At 33.9% G+C, this 17,572-nt stretch carries 17 protein-coding genes and 1 pseudogene; 1 reads left to right on the top strand and 17 read right to left on the bottom strand.

The genetic code is table 11. The features are described 5' to 3' along the window. The first annotated feature begins 458 nt into the window (after window positions 1–458). A pseudogene (locus QLQ94_RS06160) lies at window positions 459–1,906 on the top strand (IS1182 family transposase). 232 nt (window positions 1,907–2,138) lie between these two features. On the opposite strand, the gene QLQ94_RS06165 reads toward QLQ94_RS06160, so the two are convergent. From QLQ94_RS06165 to QLQ94_RS06245, 17 genes are all read right to left on the bottom strand, one after another. Continuing rightward, window positions 2,139–2,906 (bottom strand): Bax inhibitor-1/YccA family protein, encoded by a 768-nt coding sequence (locus QLQ94_RS06165; RefSeq protein WP_271337489.1) that lies wholly within the window; start codon window positions 2,904–2,906, stop codon window positions 2,139–2,141. A gap of 139 nt (window positions 2,907–3,045) precedes the next feature. Further along, on the bottom strand, window positions 3,046–4,437 hold the full coding sequence (locus QLQ94_RS06170; RefSeq protein WP_271337490.1) for an NADH-quinone oxidoreductase subunit N: 1,392 nt from the start codon (window positions 4,435–4,437) through the stop codon (window positions 3,046–3,048). 154 nt (window positions 4,438–4,591) lie between these two features. Beyond that, window positions 4,592–6,031 (bottom strand): complex I subunit 4 family protein, encoded by a 1,440-nt coding sequence (locus tag QLQ94_RS06175; RefSeq protein ID WP_271337491.1) that lies wholly within the window; start codon window positions 6,029–6,031, stop codon window positions 4,592–4,594. A 10-nt stretch (window positions 6,032–6,041) separates the two neighbouring features. Further along, window positions 6,042–7,925, bottom strand: coding sequence for an NADH-quinone oxidoreductase subunit L (nuoL, locus tag QLQ94_RS06180; RefSeq protein ID WP_482499334.1), 1,884 nt, complete (start codon window positions 7,923–7,925; stop codon window positions 6,042–6,044). Between the two features lie 6 nt (window positions 7,926–7,931). Further along, window positions 7,932–8,252: an NADH-quinone oxidoreductase subunit NuoK gene (gene nuoK, locus QLQ94_RS06185; RefSeq protein WP_017494599.1), complete on the bottom strand. Its 321-nt coding sequence runs from the start codon at window positions 8,250–8,252 to the stop codon at window positions 7,932–7,934. Then, window positions 8,252–8,791, bottom strand: coding sequence for an NADH-quinone oxidoreductase subunit J family protein (locus tag QLQ94_RS06190; protein ID WP_072955492.1), 540 nt, complete (start codon window positions 8,789–8,791; stop codon window positions 8,252–8,254). Before QLQ94_RS06190 ends, nuoK begins: the two co-directional genes overlap by 1 nt. Beyond that, entirely contained in the window at window positions 8,792–9,337 is a 546-nt protein-coding gene (locus QLQ94_RS06195; protein WP_271337495.1) for a NuoI/complex I 23 kDa subunit family protein, read from the bottom strand. Between the two features lie 114 nt (window positions 9,338–9,451). After that, window positions 9,452–10,507: an NADH-quinone oxidoreductase subunit NuoH gene (nuoH, locus tag QLQ94_RS06200; RefSeq protein WP_271337496.1), complete on the bottom strand. Its 1,056-nt coding sequence runs from the start codon at window positions 10,505–10,507 to the stop codon at window positions 9,452–9,454. A gap of 2 nt (window positions 10,508–10,509) precedes the next feature. Continuing rightward, window positions 10,510–11,541: an NADH-quinone oxidoreductase subunit G gene (locus tag QLQ94_RS06205; RefSeq protein ID WP_271337497.1), complete on the bottom strand. Its 1,032-nt coding sequence runs from the start codon at window positions 11,539–11,541 to the stop codon at window positions 10,510–10,512. Window positions 11,542–11,630: 89 nt separating this feature from the next. Next, window positions 11,631–13,001: an NADH-quinone oxidoreductase subunit NuoF gene (gene nuoF, locus QLQ94_RS06210; protein WP_482499337.1), complete on the bottom strand. Its 1,371-nt coding sequence runs from the start codon at window positions 12,999–13,001 to the stop codon at window positions 11,631–11,633. 1 nt (window position 13,002) lies between these two features. Further along, on the bottom strand, window positions 13,003–13,533 hold the full coding sequence (locus tag QLQ94_RS06215; RefSeq protein WP_072955476.1) for a complex I 24 kDa subunit family protein: 531 nt from the start codon (window positions 13,531–13,533) through the stop codon (window positions 13,003–13,005). A gap of 142 nt (window positions 13,534–13,675) precedes the next feature. Further along, a complete protein-coding gene (locus tag QLQ94_RS06220) occupies window positions 13,676–14,914 on the bottom strand; it encodes an NADH-quinone oxidoreductase subunit D (protein ID WP_072955473.1) in 1,239 nt (412 codons plus the stop codon). A 25-nt stretch (window positions 14,915–14,939) separates the two neighbouring features. Next, window positions 14,940–15,461, bottom strand: coding sequence for an NADH-quinone oxidoreductase subunit C (locus QLQ94_RS06225; RefSeq protein WP_427402826.1), 522 nt, complete (start codon window positions 15,459–15,461; stop codon window positions 14,940–14,942). Between the two features lies 1 nt (window position 15,462). Next, complete coding sequence (locus tag QLQ94_RS06230) at window positions 15,463–16,011, bottom strand: NADH-quinone oxidoreductase subunit B (protein ID WP_072955467.1); 549 nt, start codon at window positions 16,009–16,011, stop codon at window positions 15,463–15,465. 144 nt (window positions 16,012–16,155) lie between these two features. Continuing rightward, window positions 16,156–16,521, bottom strand: a complete 366-nt coding sequence (locus tag QLQ94_RS06235) for an NADH-quinone oxidoreductase subunit A (protein WP_427402827.1) — start codon at window positions 16,519–16,521, stop codon at window positions 16,156–16,158. 243 nt (window positions 16,522–16,764) lie between these two features. Continuing rightward, window positions 16,765–16,959 carry a cold-shock protein gene (locus QLQ94_RS06240; protein ID WP_007137066.1) on the bottom strand — a complete coding sequence of 65 codons (195 nt, stop codon included), beginning with the start codon at window positions 16,957–16,959 and terminating at the stop codon, window positions 16,765–16,767. 200 nt (window positions 16,960–17,159) lie between these two features. After that, window positions 17,160–17,570: a hypothetical protein gene (locus QLQ94_RS06245; RefSeq protein WP_482499338.1), complete on the bottom strand. Its 411-nt coding sequence runs from the start codon at window positions 17,568–17,570 to the stop codon at window positions 17,160–17,162. Window positions 17,571–17,572: the final 2 nt, after the last annotated feature.

Genomic DNA, 17,572 nt, shown 5'->3' on the forward strand with positions numbered 1-17,572 from the left:
ATTTTGTAAAGCAGAGAAGAATTAAATTCTTTCATAATGAGATCAAATTTGTGATTTATACCAATTTTAATTACTAAATTATTAAAGAAAGAAAAAAGCCACTTTTTTAGTAATCGATTTATAACGTTTGTATTCATAATTTACTTTTTGGTAAAAAAAATGTCCATTATGCATACTAAAAAAAGAAGAAAATTTTTATGAATAGATTGACTATTTAGAGAAATAAATAAATGGAAAATAGAAGTAGGGGTTGTTTAGAAAAAGACGTTGATAATTGATTTTTATTTCAAACGGTATAAAGTTTAGGAAATAAATGACCATAAAAAAAAACCTTTTGATTTTTCGAGGGCACTGAAAAAGTCCTTTTCAGGAATAATTGTTAATTATAAGGAGTAGAAGCTAAAAGTTTTCTACTCTTTTTTTTTGTATCTTTTGGGTGTAATCATAAGGCTTTTTAGATGTTAATTCAACAGCAACAAATTCAGTTTAGTCCCTATTCTTCATTATATGATTTAATCGTTCCAAAGGATAATCTGCTAAGGAAAATCAACGAACTAATAGATTTTCATTTATCTACGATGAGTTATTTGATAAATACTGTTCCAATAACGGTCGCACAGCAGAGAGCCCAGTGCGCATGTTTAAGTATTTGCTTCTAAAAACAATCTATGACGTTTCTGATGTTGATGTAGTAGAGCGTTCGCGTTTTGATATGTCTTTTAAATATTTCTTAGAAATGGCTCCGGAGGAAGGCGTCATAAATCCAAGCTCCTTGACAAAGTTTAGAAAATTGCGTCTAAAGGATACCGACTTATTAAATTTACTCATTGGCAAAACAGTATCTATAGCTGTTGAAAAAGGAATCATTAAGTCCAGATCTATTATAGTTGATGCCACACATACTTTATCGAGATCCAATCCATTTTCAGCAATTGATGTATTGAGAGAGCGATCTAAACTGCTACGAAAAACGGTCTATTTATTTGATGACCAATTCAAAGAGCATATGCCCAAGAAAAATGACACCAATGTATTAGAAAAAGAATTAGCCTATTGCAAAGAACTGGAACAGCGCATAGAAAAAGAAGAATCTTTGAGTTCTATACCAGCTGTGAAAGAAAAGCTAAATCTTCTTAAAGAAACGATAGAAGATACTCAGGAAAATTTTATTTTATCAAAAGATACAGATGCTAAAACAGGTCATAAATCTGCTGATAGCTCTTTCTTTGGATACAAGACTCATTTAGCGATGACAGAAGAGCGTATCATTACAGCAGCTGTAGTAACTTCAGGAGAAAAAGGAGATGGTCCGCAATTACCGAAACTTTTAGAGATTAGTCAAAAAAATGGAATTGATGTAAACACTATTATTGGCGATGGAGCTTATACAGGAACAGAAAATATCAAGCAAGCGAGCGATCAAAATATTAAAGTGGTAGCCAAACTAAATATTACAATAGCGCAAGGAGCTAGAAAAGAGGAAGATAAATTTGATTACAATAAAGATGCCGATAGATTTGTTTGTCCTGCAGGGCATATAGCTATACGAAAAGCCAAACAGGGCAAAAAAAATGTCGGAAAAAATCAAGCAGAAACCCATTATTTTGATGTCGAAAAATGTAAGTCTTGTCCATTAAAAGAAGGATGTTACAAAGACGGATCAAAGACAAAAACATATTCTGTAACAGTAAAATCTAATTTACATCAAAAACAAATTGCCTTTCAGGAAACCGACTTCTACAAAGACAAAGCAAAACACCGATACAAAATAGAAGCCAAAAACAGTGAACTAAAAAATGTACATGGGTATGACAGAGCAACATCTTATGGGATAGATAGTATGCAAATGCAAGGTGCAATGGCTATTTTTACGGTCAATTTAAAAAGAATACTGAAATTGATATAAGAAATTACAACCCAAAACATGATTACTCAAAACACCTCTCTATAAGTCAAAAACAGACTCATGTAACCGCAAATAAAAAACAGTTATAAAGCGAAAAACGCTTATAACGGATATTTTTAAATCCTGTTATAAGCGTTTTTTATTGTCTAAAAAATAAACCTGATCAAAAATAAGGGATGTTTTTCAGTGCCCTCGATTTTTCAAAAGGGCTTTGTAATTATTTAAGAAGTAATTAGTTTTTACTATTTAATTTAGAAAGTAAACGTAAAAACTCAACGTATAACCAAACTAGTGTAATCATAAGTCCCATTGCACCATACCATTCCATGAATTTTGGCATTTTTTCCTGTACACCTTTTTCGATTAAATCGAAGTCTAAAAATAGATTTAAGGCAGCAATGATAATTACAAAAACACTGATTCCTATACTCATCATTCCATTTCCGTAATGAACAGGAGTAAAGTTAAATATCAAAGAAGCTATCCAGGAAATTAAGTAATAAGTTGCTATTGCTAATGTTGCAGCAATTACTACTGATTTAAATTGTTCTGTAACTTTTACAATTTTGAATTTATATAAACCCAGACATACTAGAAATGTTACTAATGTTGCGCTAACAGCATTAACTACAATTCCAGGATACATAGCTTCAAATATTGCAGAAATTCCACCAATAAATAACCCTTCGAATAAGGCATAGCCCGGAGCAAGGTATGGAGAAAGATGTGGTTTGAATGCAGCAATTATAACTAAGATAAATCCAACAATAGCACCTCCAATTGTTGGTAACATTGCATTCATCCCGTTAAATGCCATCCACCACGTAATCATTGCAGATCCGCATAAGATTAAAAACAAAATAGCTGTTTTATTCATAGTACCAGATAAAGTCATTTCCTGATTGTAATCAATAATTTGACCCTGATGTGCTCCTTCAGCTTTTGAAACAGCATTTGATGAAAAACGTTTGTTGCTTAAAAATGGATTTTTAGAATTCATAATATGATTGGTTTTAAAAATTCAAATATAATTGATATTTTTCGATGTGCCCTTAATACTATAGAATTTTTAACAATTGATTCCAATAAAAAAGCCATCAATAACAATTGATGGCTTCTATATGAAATATAAAATTATTTTAGTTTAATAAATCTAAAACTAAAGATGGGAATAGACCTAAAATAATATTTAATGTAATTGAGATTACAGCAACTGCATAAATAAGGAAAGGTTTTCCGGTGCGTTCTTGATTTGGCTCTTTAGAATACATAGCTAAGATCAATTTGAAATAATATCCAACACTAATAATAGAGTTGATCACAGCAACAATTACCAAAGCAATATATCCTGCCTGTATAGTTTGATTGAATAAGAATAATTTAGCAAAAAATCCGGAGAAAATCGGAATACCGGCCATAGATAACAATGAACCGGTAAGGATTGCGGCTAATAAAGGATTTGTTTTTCCTAAACCATGAAAATTAGTAATGTCTTCGTTATCCTGATTTTTGCAAACGTATAATACAACACTAAAAGCAGCAATTCCTGCTAATGCATAAGCAGTAGTATAATATAACAATACACCTGCCGAAGTTGAAACAGTTAACAAAGTCATCAACATAAAACCGGCATGCGAAATTCCTGAGAATGCCAACATACGTTTTACATTTACCTGACGTAGTGCCATTATGTTTCCGACAGTCATAGAAGCAATCGAAATAATTACCACGATGTTTTCAAAAGTTCCTAATAAGTCCTGATTGTCCAGAGAAGGAATAAAATTTAATGCAGCAATTAATTTGTAAAGTGTTGCAATTGCTACAACTTTAGCCAAAGTACTCATTAATGCAGTTGTCAAAGCAGGAGATCCTTCGTAAACATCCGGTGCCCAGAAATGAAACGGAACTGCAGCTACTTTAAATAACATACCAATAATCATTAAAATCATTCCAATAGGAAACCAGATTGGCAATTCGGCAGATAAAGAACTTTCGTGAATTTCTGCAACATCAAAAGTTCCCATTGCTCCGTAAATCAAACAAATTCCAAATAAAATAATTCCTGATGCGAAAGATCCCATCAAAAAGTATTTCATACCGGCTTCGTTACTTTTTAGATTCAAACGATCACTTGCTGCCAGGATGTAAAGTGCGATTGATAAAATTTCTATTCCTAAGAAAAACATTGCTAAGTTTCCAAAAGTAACCATGGCTACGGCTCCAGCTAGTAAAAAAACTTTTATAGCGACAAAATCTGAGATTTTGGTTGGATGATTTTCGTAAAAATTATGGCTTAACGCTACTAAGAATATAGTAAGAACAATAAACAATGATGAAAACGCAGTAGAGAACTTGCTCACTGTGATCATATTATCATGGTAACTTGCTGTTGATCCAAATTCGTAATAGTTGATTGCCAAGACACCTAATAAACCAATAATGGTAATAGGAACTATGGCCTTTCTTAAATTAAGAATTTCAAACAATAGGCAAAAAACACCCAATCCTGTTATAGCTATTAATGTATTCATTTTTGTTTTTTTGATTTAGGAAATCTCAAACTAATGATGCCCTAATTTATTTTTATTTAAAATATATTTAATTTTCCTTTCAGTAATAAATTTAACTTTTTAAGTGTCAGACAAAATCTGAAATCAAAAATCGTTAATCTTCTTTCTGAAATCGTTAATTTTTATTGATAACGTTTAGAATAGTTTCTAAACTTGGTGTAATCAAATCTGTAATTGGTTTTGGATAAAATCCGAAGAATATTAAAACTGCAATAATTGCTACGAATGAAATTCCTTCATTTACAGAAACATCTGCAAAAGTTTTAGAATTTGTTTCTCCTAACATTACATTTTGAAACATTTTAAGCATATAATAAGCTCCTAAAATAATAGTTGTTCCGCCTAAGACAGCAAACCAAATATTGATTTGAGAAAGACTATACAAAACTGTAAATTCTCCAACAAAGTTAAAAGTTCCCGGTAAAGCTACTGAAGCCAATACCAAAATTAAAAACATAGAAGTAAATTTTGGAGATTGTGTACGGATACCGCCCAATTCACCAATTTCTCTTGTTTCGAATCTTCTAAAAATAACTTCGGCAGCAAAAAATAATCCTACTACAACAAAACCGTGAGCGATCATTTGCAAAACAGCTCCACGCAAACCATCAATAGTAAGTGTGTAAGTTCCTGCAGCAATTAATCCAACGTGAGCTAATGAAGAATAAGCTAATAATTTCTTTAAATCCTTTTGTCTTAAAGCTACAATCGATCCGTAAATTACACCGGCAACTCCTAAAGCAATGAAGATATCCATGTACTCTTTTGCTGCTAATGGTGCAATTGGCAATTGCCAACGAATAACACTGTACAATCCCATTTTTAGCATGATACCAGATAAAAGCATAGTTCCAACAGTTGGTGCTTTTTGGTACACATTTGCCTGCCATGTGTGGAAAGGAATAATTGGGATTTTAATAGCATACGCTAAAAAGAAAGCTAAGAATATCCAAAGTTGTTCACTAGCAGATAAATTTAGTTTGTATAAATCTTCGATTAAGAAAGTACCTGCTTTTTGGTATAAGTAGATGAAAGCTACTAACATGAATAACGAACCTGCAAGTGTATAAATAAAGAATTTAACCACCGCTTTTCTGCGTTCTTCTGCATCGCCATTCCCCCAAATAAGAGCAATAAAGTAAATAGGAATAAGTGCTAATTCCCAGAAAATATAATATAAAAGACCATCTGCCGCAAGGAAAGTTCCTGTCATAGCAAAAGCCATAAATAAAATCAGAGCATAAAAACCTTTTGCATTTTTATAATCGTTCCCGAAAGAAGAAAATATAATGATGGGTGTCAAAGCTGCAGTTAATAAAACCATTGCCATTCCTAATCCATCAGCATTTAAAGCAAATGAAATATTAGGTTTCGTAATCCAGGCTTTTATTAAACTGATGTTTTCGTTTGCATAAAAATGGTTTAGCAATACAATTGAACAACCTAAAGCCGCCAAACTAAAGAACAAAGCTACTTTTGATGCTAGTTTGTCACCAGCAAAATAAGTGGCAAATGCACCAATTAAAAGAATAATTAATATAAGAGAAACGTTCATAGTTGTAAAATTATTTAGCTAAAAATATATAGGAAACAATGGCGCAAAGCCCCAAAACAAAAGCAAAAAGGTATAATCCGATACTTCCGTTTTGTAATTTTTTACCTTGAAAAGCGAGTTCATTGGTTACTTTTCCTAATCCAAAAACAAGAGCAGATAAACTGGTCTCAATATAATCCCTGAAAAATCTTGATAGCCCGTTAATAGAGCGAACAAATACGGCATCGTAAATTTCGTCTACATAATATTTGTTGTATAAAACTTTAGTTAAGCCAGTAATATTTTCATCTGCTTCAGGAACATTGTCTTGTTTGAAATATTTAACGTAAGCAATTAAGATACCTAGTAATCCACCCAAAACAGCAACTCCCATTAGAGTATATTCTGTTGTGCCTAAATGATGTTCTTCGCCAGCGACTTTTGTGAAAAGTGGAGCTAAATACTCATTTAACCAGCTGTTTCCAGGTAAGCTGATTAGTCCGCCAAAAGTAGCAAGGATTGCCAAAACGATAAGAGGGAAAGTAATTAATCCGTTGCTTTCATGTAAATGATGTTTTTGTTCTTCTGTTCCTCTAAAATCTTTAAAGAAAGTAAGAAACATTAATCTAAACATATAAAAAGCTGTCATGATTGAGGCAACAGAACCAATAATATAAAGTGTTTTACTGTGTTCGAAAGCCGTTAATAAGATTTCATCTTTAGAGAAAAATCCTGAGAAAAACGGAATCCCTGAAATGGCTAATGATGAAATCATCATTGTCCAGAAAGTGATTGGCATTGCTTTACGCAAACCACCCATTTTACGCATATCTTGTTCTCCGTGCAAACCGTGAATTACAGATCCTGAACCTAAGAACAAACAAGCTTTGAAGAAAGCGTGAGTAATTACGTGAAAAACGGCAACTTCATAAGCACCAAGTCCTAATGCTAAAAACATTAATCCTAATTGAGAAACAGTAGAGTAAGCCAATACTTTTTTGATATCTGTCTGTACTAAACCAATTGTTGCAGCTACTAACGAAGTGATCGCTCCAATAACAGCAATTATAGTTTTTACTTCCGGAGCTAAATCAAATACAAAATTCAATCTTGTTACCATAAAGATACCAGCAGTAACCATTGTCGCAGCGTGAATCAATGCAGAAACCGGAGTTGGTCCAGCCATCGCATCAGGTAACCAGGTATATAATGGAATCTGTGCTGATTTACCACAAGCACCAATAAACAAACATAATGCAGCTAATGAAAGCAACGGTACATTTAAGTTTGTTGCTCCTGCGATAGCAGTTTTTAAAGTTGCATAATCTAAAGTAGAGAACATTGAGCCAATAATGAACATTCCGATCAAAAGACCTAAATCTCCAATTCTGTTCATAATAAAAGCTTTTTTCGCTGCATCATTGTAATCCTGGTTTTTATGCCAGAATCCAATTAATAAGTAGGAGCAAAGTCCAACACCTTCCCAACCAATAAATAAAACTAATAAGTTACTTCCAACTACAAGCGTAATCATAAAAAATACGAACAGATTCAAATACGCAAAAAATTTGTGCATATTCTCATCGTCATGCATGTAACTGATAGAGTATAAGTGAATCAATGATCCAATACCGGTTACGAAAAGTAACCAAAGCAATGATAATTGATCTAATAAAAATCCAAGATTAATTTTTATGTTACTGATTTGAATCCAGTCAAATAAAGTCACCTGAAAAGCTTGTTTTGTTTGGCTGATTTGATTGAAAAAGAAAAGCGTAACAGCAAAAGAAACGACTACAGCAGCAGTTCCAATAATTCCTGAAGCAGTTTTTCCTAAGCTTTTGCCAAAGAAAACATTGATTAAAAATCCTAAAAAAGGAGATAAAACTAAAAGTAAAGCTAAATTGGTATCCATTTTTATTTATCCTTTTAAATTTTTTAAATTATCGATACTAATCGAACCTAAATTTCTAAAGATCGAAACTAAAATAGCCAATCCAACTGCAACTTCGGCTGCAGCAACCGCCATCGAAAAGAATACAAAAACTTGTCCTTGTGCATCTTGATGATAAGTCGAAAAAGCAACAAATAAAAGGTTAACAGCATTCAACATGATTTCGATAGACATGAAAACGATAATAGCATTTCGTCTGTACAATACACCAAAAATACCAATACAGAAAAGTACAACACTCAAAAAGATGTAGTTTTCAATACCTATTTGATTTAATATATTACCCATTATTTATTTAATTTTTCTTTTTTAGACAATAGTACACTTCCAATCATCGCTACCAATAGTAAGATGGATGCGAATTCGAACGGAACCATATATTCGTTTAATAATATTTTACCAAGTACTTGAATTGACTGAAAATCTTCGCCTGTTGAATCGTATTCGCCAACAATTGGTTTAGAGTTGATGAAAATTGCAATCAATACAACACAAATCAAACAGAAAGAAACAATTGCTCCTAAACGCGTAATTCTAGGTCGGTGTACTTCACGTTGTTCGTTCAGGTTCATTAACATGATCGTAAACAGGAACAAAATCATAATTGCTCCGGAATAGACTATAATGTGTACAATAGCTAAGAATTGAGCATTTAATAATAAATAATGACCGGCAATTGAGAAAAAACAAATTACTAAATAAATAGCACTATGAATTGGGTTTCTGCTAAAAATGGTCAGGAAAGCGGTAATTACTGTAATAAAAGCTAAGAAACAAAATATTACTTGTACAGTTGTTGCGTGTGCAAAATCAGGAATATGTATCATTTAATTAGCATTATTAAGTTGAGCATTTTTGATTGCCACATCAAGAGGCATCACTAATCTGTCTTTTCCAAAAATGAAATCTTCTCTTTCGTAGCTAGAAGGAACCAACACTTTTGAAGTTGTTAGATAGATGGCATCTTTTGGACATGCTTCTTCACATAAACCACAAAAAATGCAACGTAACATATTGATTTCGTAGATCGAAGCGTATTTCTCTTCTCTGTACAAATGCTTTTCATCTGCTTTACGTTCAGCGGCTTTCATTGTGATCGCTTCAGCTGGACATGATAAAGCACATAATCCGCAAGCCGTACAATTTTCACGACCTTGCTCATCACGTTTCAATTGGTGCTGACCACGATAAACAGGGCTCATCTCACGCACTTGTTCAGGATAGTGAATTGTCACTTTTTTTCTGAATAAATGTTTAAACGTAATTAACAATCCTTTCACAATCGCCACAAGATACATTCGCTCTAAAAAAGTCATCTCTTTGTTTGAGACCATCTTTTTTCTACCCGATAATGATATAGTTTCTATTGACATTTTTTAATGTATGATTTATGATTCGTAATTTGATGGTAATCAAATCGAAAATCTATTTTATTTTTAATTTGAAGCTTCCCGATAACTATCGCAACAGGGTTGGGCTCTCGTTTATTAAAATCCTAAATAAACTGCGATATCATGTCTTAATATAACAATTCCTGTAATCATGATATTAATGATAGAAAGGGGAATCAAAATTTTCCAGCCTAAATTCATTAATTGGTCATATCTAAATCTTGGAATTGTCCAACGTACCCACATATAGAAAAATATGAAGAAACATATTTTAACAAACAATACTGCAATTCCTAAAAGGTTTGCCGGGTTTACTCCCGCGTTTTCTACCATCCAGCTCATTCCCGGATAATTGTATCCTCCAAAGAATAATACAGAGATAATTGTAGCAGAGATAAACATACTCGCGTATTCAGCAAATAAATAGAATCCCATTTTCATTGATGAATATTCTGTATGGTAACCACCAATTAATTCGTTTTCACATTCTGCAAGGTCAAAAGGAGTTCTGTTTGTTTCAGCAAATGAACAAATTAAGAAAATCAGAAAAGATAGTGGCTGGTATAAAACATTCCAGTGCCATTCTGATTGTTGTTCAGAAATAACTTTTAAGCTTAAAGTTCCGGTCATCATCAATAAAGCAATGATTGATAATCCCATGGCAACTTCGTATGAAACCATTTGTGAGGCAGCACGAATTGCTCCCATCAAGGAGAATTTATTGTTCGAAGCCCATCCACCAATCATGATACCATAAACTCCTACTGAAAGTACTCCAAAAATGTATAATATTCCAATATTAATATCGGTTGCCTGCAAATAAACATCACGTCCAAAAATATGTAATTTATCTCCCCAAGGAATTACTGCGCTCGTCATTAAAGCTGTACTCATGGCAATTGCCGGTCCTACAACAAATAAAAATTTGTTAGGTGTATTTGGGAAAAACTCTTCTTTCGAGAATAATTTCATACCATCAGCAAGAGGTTGTAATAAACCACCCCATCCGGCACGGTTAGGCCCTACACGATCCTGAAGATAGGCAGCAACTTTACGTTCAGCCCAGGTAGAATACATCGCCATTATCATTGTTATGGCAAAAACCACAATAATCACAACACTTTTTTCTATAATAAATGTTCCATCTACCATGGCTAAGAATTTTGGTTGTTAGGGGTTAATGGAATTTCAGCCATACTAATTTTTTTACGGTCGATATCTCTTCCTAAAAGGATATTTTTCTCTGTATCGATTTCTACTTTTTCCAGTTTCTGAGTGTAGTTATTTTGGTTAATAACAGAATCTTTTTCAAATTCTCTTGGACCTTCAATAACCCAGTCATTTACATTTTTGTGGTCAAAACGACAGCTGTTGCAAATGAATTCTTCTACTTCATGATACTCGTCTTTACGACCTGTTACACGTTGGATTTCTCCTCCAAACATCCATACAGTTGTTTTTCCACAACATCCCGGAGTTGTACATTCTCTGTGTGCATTGAAAGGTTTGTTGAACCAAACTCTCGATTTAAATCGGAAAGTTTTGTCCGTCAATGCTCCTACAGGACAAACGTCGATCATATTTCCGGAAAACTCATTGTCAATAGCTTTTGAAATTCCGGTTGAAATATTAGCGTGATCACCACGATCTAATACTCCGTGAACTCTGTTGTCTGTCAATTGATCTGCAACTTGTACACATCTTTGGCATAAAATACAACGGTTCATATGTAGTTGAATATGCGGACCAATATCTTCTGGTTCGAATGTTCTTTTTTCTTCAATAAAACGTGACTTAGGATTTCCGTGTTCGAAACTTAAGTTTTGTAAATCACATTCACCTGCCTGATCACAAATAGGGCAATCTAACGGGTGGTTGATCAATAAAAATTCCGTTACAGATTTACGGGCTTCGGTTACACGAGCAGATGATTTGCTGTTCACTTCCATTCCGTCCATACATCCTGTTACACAAGATGCCATCAATTTTGGCATTGGTCTAGGGTCAGCTTCACTTCCTTTTGCAACTTCAACTAAACAACAACGACATTTACCGCCACTGCCTTTTAATTTTGAGTAATAGCACATGGCTGGCGGAACCAAATCTCCTCCAATCATACGTGCAGCCTGCAGGATCGTTGTTCCTGGCTCTACGTCTATACTTTGACCGTCTATGGTTACTTTCATAATCAAATTTTGTTTCAGGTTTAAAGTTTCAAGTTATTTGAATACTTTAATCTTAATGTTTTTAGTTTTCTATACTTTGAAAACTGTATTTATGCGATTACTTTACCGCCTACCAAATGTTTTACTTGCGAAAAAGGCTCGGCAACAAAGTGATCTCTGTTTTTTATTTTTTCAGGGAAACGAACGTGGTATTCAAACTCATCTCTAAAATGGCGTATCGCTGCTGCTACTGGCCATGCTGCTGCATCGCCAAGCGGGCAAATTGTATTTCCTTCAATTTTACTTTGAATGCTCCACAATAATTCGATATCTTCCTCACGGCCCTGACCGTTTTCGATTCTCCATAATATTTTTTCTAACCAACCGGTTCCTTCACGACAAGGTGTACATTGTCCGCAAGATTCATGGTGATAGAAACGAGAGAAATTCCAGGTGTTTCTCACGACACATGCTGTATCGTTGTAAACAATAAATCCTCCTGAACCTAACATAGATCCGGTAGCAAAACCACCATCACTTAAAGATTCGTAAGACATTAATCTGTCTTCGCCATTTGCTGTCTTGAAAATTAATTCAGCCGGTAAAATTGGTACTGAAGATCCTCCCGGAACAAATGCTTTCAAAGGTCTGCTCGAAGACATTCCTCCTAAATACTCATCAGAATTCATGAATTCGTCAACACTTAATCCTAATTCAATTTCGTATACGCCCGGATTTTTTATGTGTCCTGAAGCAGAGATTAATTTAGTTCCAGTTGAACGGCCAATACCTATTTTCGCATAATCATCACCAGAGTTATTGATAATCCATGGCACAGTGGCAATAGTTTCAACATTGTTTACTACGGTTGGGTTTGCCCAAAGTCCTGAAACAGCCGGGAATGGCGGTTTAATACGAGGGTTTCCTCTTTTACCTTCTAATGATTCTATAAGTGCAGTTTCTTCTCCGCAGATATAAGCACCAGCTCCACAGTGAACATACAATTCTAAATCGTAACCTGTACCTAATATATTTTTTCCTAACCAACCGGCAGCTTTAGCTTCGGCGATTGCTCTTTCTAATATTTTGAAAACCCACATATATTCTCCACGAATGTAGATGTATGATAGGTTAGCGCCTAAGGCAAAACTTGAAGTAATCATTCCTTCGATCAATAAGTGAGGAATATATTCCATCAAATAACGATCTTTGAAAGTTCCTGGTTCAGATTCGTCAGCGTTGCAAACTAAATGTCTTGGTTTTCCTGATTTTTTATCAATAAAACTCCATTTCATTCCTGCCGGGAAACCTGCGCCACCACGACCACGAAGACCTGATTTTTTTACTTCTTCAACAACTTCGTCCGGCGTAAGCGTTTTCAAAGCTTTTTCTACAGATGCATAACCTCCATTTTGGCGGTATACTTCGTAGGTTTTGATTCCTGGAACATTGATTTTGTCTAATAATATTTTCTTTGACATCTTATTTATCGTGTAATATTATTTTATCATCTCTACAATCAGCGATTAACTGATCGATTTTTTCTTCTGTCAATTTTTCTTTGTAGAAATCGCCTAATTGCAACATCGGAGCGTATCCGCATGCCCCTAAACATTCTACACCGGCAATGGTAAACATTCCGTCCGGAGTTGTTTCGCCCATTTTAATGCCTAATTTTTCAGAAGTATAATCCATTAAATTTTCAGCACCATTTAAACAACAACAAGAAGTCTGGCAAAATTCAAACATGTATTTTCCAATTGGTTTTTGGTTGTACATGGTATAAAAAGTAACCACTTCATAAACCTCAATTGGTTTTATATGCAAAATTTCGGCAACTTTATCCTGCAACTCGATACTTAACCAGTTATCATGCGCATCTTGTACTTCGTGCAAAACAGGCAATAGGGCTGATTTTCTTTTGTCTTCAGGATAATGACTGATCAATTCATTGATGCGGTTCATCAATGCTTCTGTCATGTTTATTTCTTGTTTGTAATGTTTTCTTTCCATTCTTAATTTTAGATTTTAGATTTCTGATTTTAGATTTTTCAATCTGCCATCTATAGCCTACATTCTGCAATCCTTTGTTTATTTTAGATTTCTGATTTTAAATTTTTCAATCTTCAATCGACATTCTAAAATCTGCATTTTTTTATGCGTCTAATTCTCCTGCAATAACATTTAAACTTGATAGAATAACAATTGCATCAGATAATAAAGAGCCTTTGATCATTTCCGGATATGCCTGGTAATAAATAAAACAAGGTCTTCTGAAATGTAATCTATATGGAGTTCTGCTTCCGTCAGTAACTAAATAGAATCCTAATTCTCCGTTTCCGCCTTCAACAGCATGATAAATTTCTGCAACTGGAACGGGAACTTCTCCCATAACAATTTTAAAGTGATAAATTAATGATTCCATAGAAGTGTAAACGTCTTCTTTTGGAGGAAGGTAATAATCCGGAACTTCTGCATGATATTCATTTCCGGCAGGCATTTTATCTAAAGCCTGACGAATAATGCTTAAACTTTCGCGAACTTCTGCATTACGAACGCAAAAACGATCGTAAGTATCACCTGATTTTCCAACAGGAACAATAAAGTCGAAATCTTCGTATGATGAATAAGGATGCGCTACACGTACGTCGTAATCAACTCCTGCAGCACGTAAATTTGGACCTGTAAATCCGTAAGCCATTGCTTGCTCTGCTGAGATTGCACCTACGTCTACAGTTCTGTCAAGGAAAATTCTGTTTCTTTCGAATAAGTTTTCAAATTCTTGCCAAGCGACAGGAAAATCTCTTAAAAATACATCTAGTTTGCGGAATGCTTCTGGTGACCAATCTCTTTCGAAACCACCAATTCTTCCCATATTTGTTGTTAGACGAGCACCACAAATTTCTTCGTAGATTTCGTAAACTTTTTCTCTAAATTGAAATACATACAAGAAACCAGTGTAAGCACCTGTATCAACACCAAGAATAGAATTACAAATCAAGTGATCTGTAATACGTGCCAACTCCATTACGATAACTCTTAAATACTGCGCTCTTTTAGGAACTTCGATATTTAATAGTTTCTCTAAAGTCATCCACCATCCCATATTGTTAATAGGAGAGGAGCAATAGTTCATACGGTCTGTAAGAGGTGTGATCTGGTAAAAAGGACGATTTTCGGCAATTTTCTCGAAAGCTCTGTGTATGTAACCAATGGTTGGTTCAGCTTCAAGAATTCTCTCACCATCCATTAACAGGATGTTTTGAAAAATACCGTGAGTGGCCGGGTGTGTTGGACCTAAATTCAATACTGAAAGCTCGCTTCCGTCTTCGTTTAGTTTATCCTTAACTATTTTAGCATAGCGATGCTCTGGTGGTAATAATAGTTCTGACATTTTATAATGTTGAATTATTTATTTTTTAGCAATTTGTTGTTGTTCTTCCAAAGAATCTGTCATCCTTATCAGTTCTTCCGCTGTCTTCCATTGGGAATTCTTTACGCATTGGGAACGATATCATCTCATCCATATTCAGGATACGTTTTAATTGCGGATGTCCAATAAAGTCAATCCCAAAGAAATCGTATGTTTCTCTTTCCATCCAGTTTGAACTTAAGAAAATATTTGAAATGGTTTTTATTTCCGGTTTTTCTCCGTTTAGGAACACTTTTATTCTAATACGTTTGTTTTCGTACCAATTGTGCATATGGTAAACTATGGCATACTGACGATCTGTTTCGTTGTCTGGATAGTGAACACCGCATAAATCGGTTAAAAAGTGAAAACGCAGATCAGAATCGTTTTTCAAAAAAAGAATTAAAGCTGTGATCTTGTCAGCAGAAGTTTCCAGTGAAAAAACATCTCTCTCTTCGTGAAAGTTAAAAACACTTGTGTCAAATGTTTCTGTAAGTTTATTTTGTATCAGGGTATTTTCTAAAGCCATCTTATGAAATATTATATGAAGCTAATAATTCTTGGTATTCTGGTGAGCTTCTGCGTCTAACAGATTCGCTTCTTACCAATTCTTGAAGTTTCATAACTCCATCAACAATTTGTTCTGGTCTTGGCGGGCATCCTGGTACGTAAACGTCAACAGGGATTACTTTGTCAATTCCTTGTAAAACTGAATAGGTGTCAAAAATTCCACCTGATGAAGCACAAGCTCCAACGGCAATTACCCAGCGAGGTTCTGCCATTTGTTCGTAAACTTGTCTTAAAATAGGGGCCATTTTTTTAGAAATAGTTCCCATTACTAATAACATATCTGCCTGACGAGGAGAAAAACTCACACGCTCAGATCCAAAACGTGCTAAATCGTAGTGTGAAGCCATTGTTGCCATAAACTCAATTCCGCAACAAGAAGTTGCAAAAGGCAATGGCCAAAGAGAATTCGCACGTGCCATACCCACAACATCATTTAGTTTTGTAGCGAAAAAACCTTCGCCAACAACACCTTCAGGAGGGGCTACCATATTTACTTTTGAATCGCTCATTTTTATTTTAGATTTCTGATTTTAGATTTTAGATTTGGATAATCTTAAAAGGTAAAATCAATTTTTTAAATCAGTATATTAATTCGGGAAGATTAAATCTTAAATTGTAATTCTAAAATCACCAATCTAAAATCTAAAATCATTTTATTCCCACTCTAATGCTTTTTTCTTGATGATGTAGAAAAAGCCAACTAAAAGAAGTGACATAAATACGATCATCTTTAGCATTCCTTCTATGCCAAGATCTTTGAAGTTTACAGCCCAAGGATAAAGGAATATTACCTCTACATCAAACAATACAAATAAAATAGCAACTAAGAAGTATTTTACTGAAAAAGGAACACGGGCATTACCAACAGATTCGATACCGCATTCGAAGTTTTTATCTTTAACCTCAGAGGTTCTTTTTGGTCCTAATTTTCCAGAAATAATAATAGTTCCTACCACAAAACCAACTGCTAAAATAGCCTGCATTAAAATAGGAATGTAATTGTATTGATCAGATTGCATAATCTTAGGTTTTTTACTTAAAGAATAAGTCACAAAGATAACTTTCAACTCTGTAAATCACAAACTAAAAAATGATTTAAGTGTGCTGTTCAAGGGTGTTTGCGGGTAATTTTTATTGATTATAAATAACAGTAAGCTATTTTATGTTTTTTTTAAGATTTGAGCAAAAAAAAAACGTTTCGAAATAAATCGAAACGTTTTTAAACCATTCAGAGGCAAAAAAAATAAATTGCTATATTTTTCTTAGATTACTGCTACTTTAGCAGCAACTTTCCCTTTTCTTCCTTCTTCTTCTTCGTAGCTTACACGGTCACCTTCGCGTAATTCTTCCGCGTTAATTCCTGAAGCGTGAACGAAGATATCTTTTCCTGTTTCTTCGTCTGTAATGAATCCATAACCTTTAGATTCATTGAAAAATTTTACTGTACCTGTACGCATTGTAATTGTAATAATAATTTATAATGAAGCAAATGTAAGATATAAATTCATACAAAAGACAATAAGCTGTTAATTTTTTGTAAAAATTATTGATTCACAGGGTTTTCGCTATTTATTTTGCATCAATTTTGATCTGGATACGCTTTATTTGAGAATCATCATGTATTGTGGGAATAATCTTCAGACTTGTTGTCTTTTTATTATTTGTAATTTATGTAAAGTCGTGTTGTACAGGTTGCAACGGTATAATCTGAGATGTAAACTTTCTCTTTTTCAATTATTGCGGTATTAGGAGGAATAATCGACCATATTGTCTTCTCTTTTGCTATTTCCCGACCGTCTTTCATTTTGAGAATAAAAAACAATTTGTAAGTCTTGAGTTTCTTGTCGAAAACATTCAATTTTGAATTATTCTTTAACTCATATTCAATTTCGACTTCTTTATTGTTGTTTTTTTCTGAAAAGCCTATTGTCTTAACTTGTAAGTTAAAATCTCTTTCCTGGTCATCGGCATTCTGCCTCGTAAAAGAGTCGTCTTTTACAGTAGTACTGGGTACAAATGCACAGCTGTTTAAAATGAAAATTATAGAGATTAAAAGCAATTTTTTCATAG

This window comes from Flavobacterium sp. B114r (assembly GCF_056824125.1).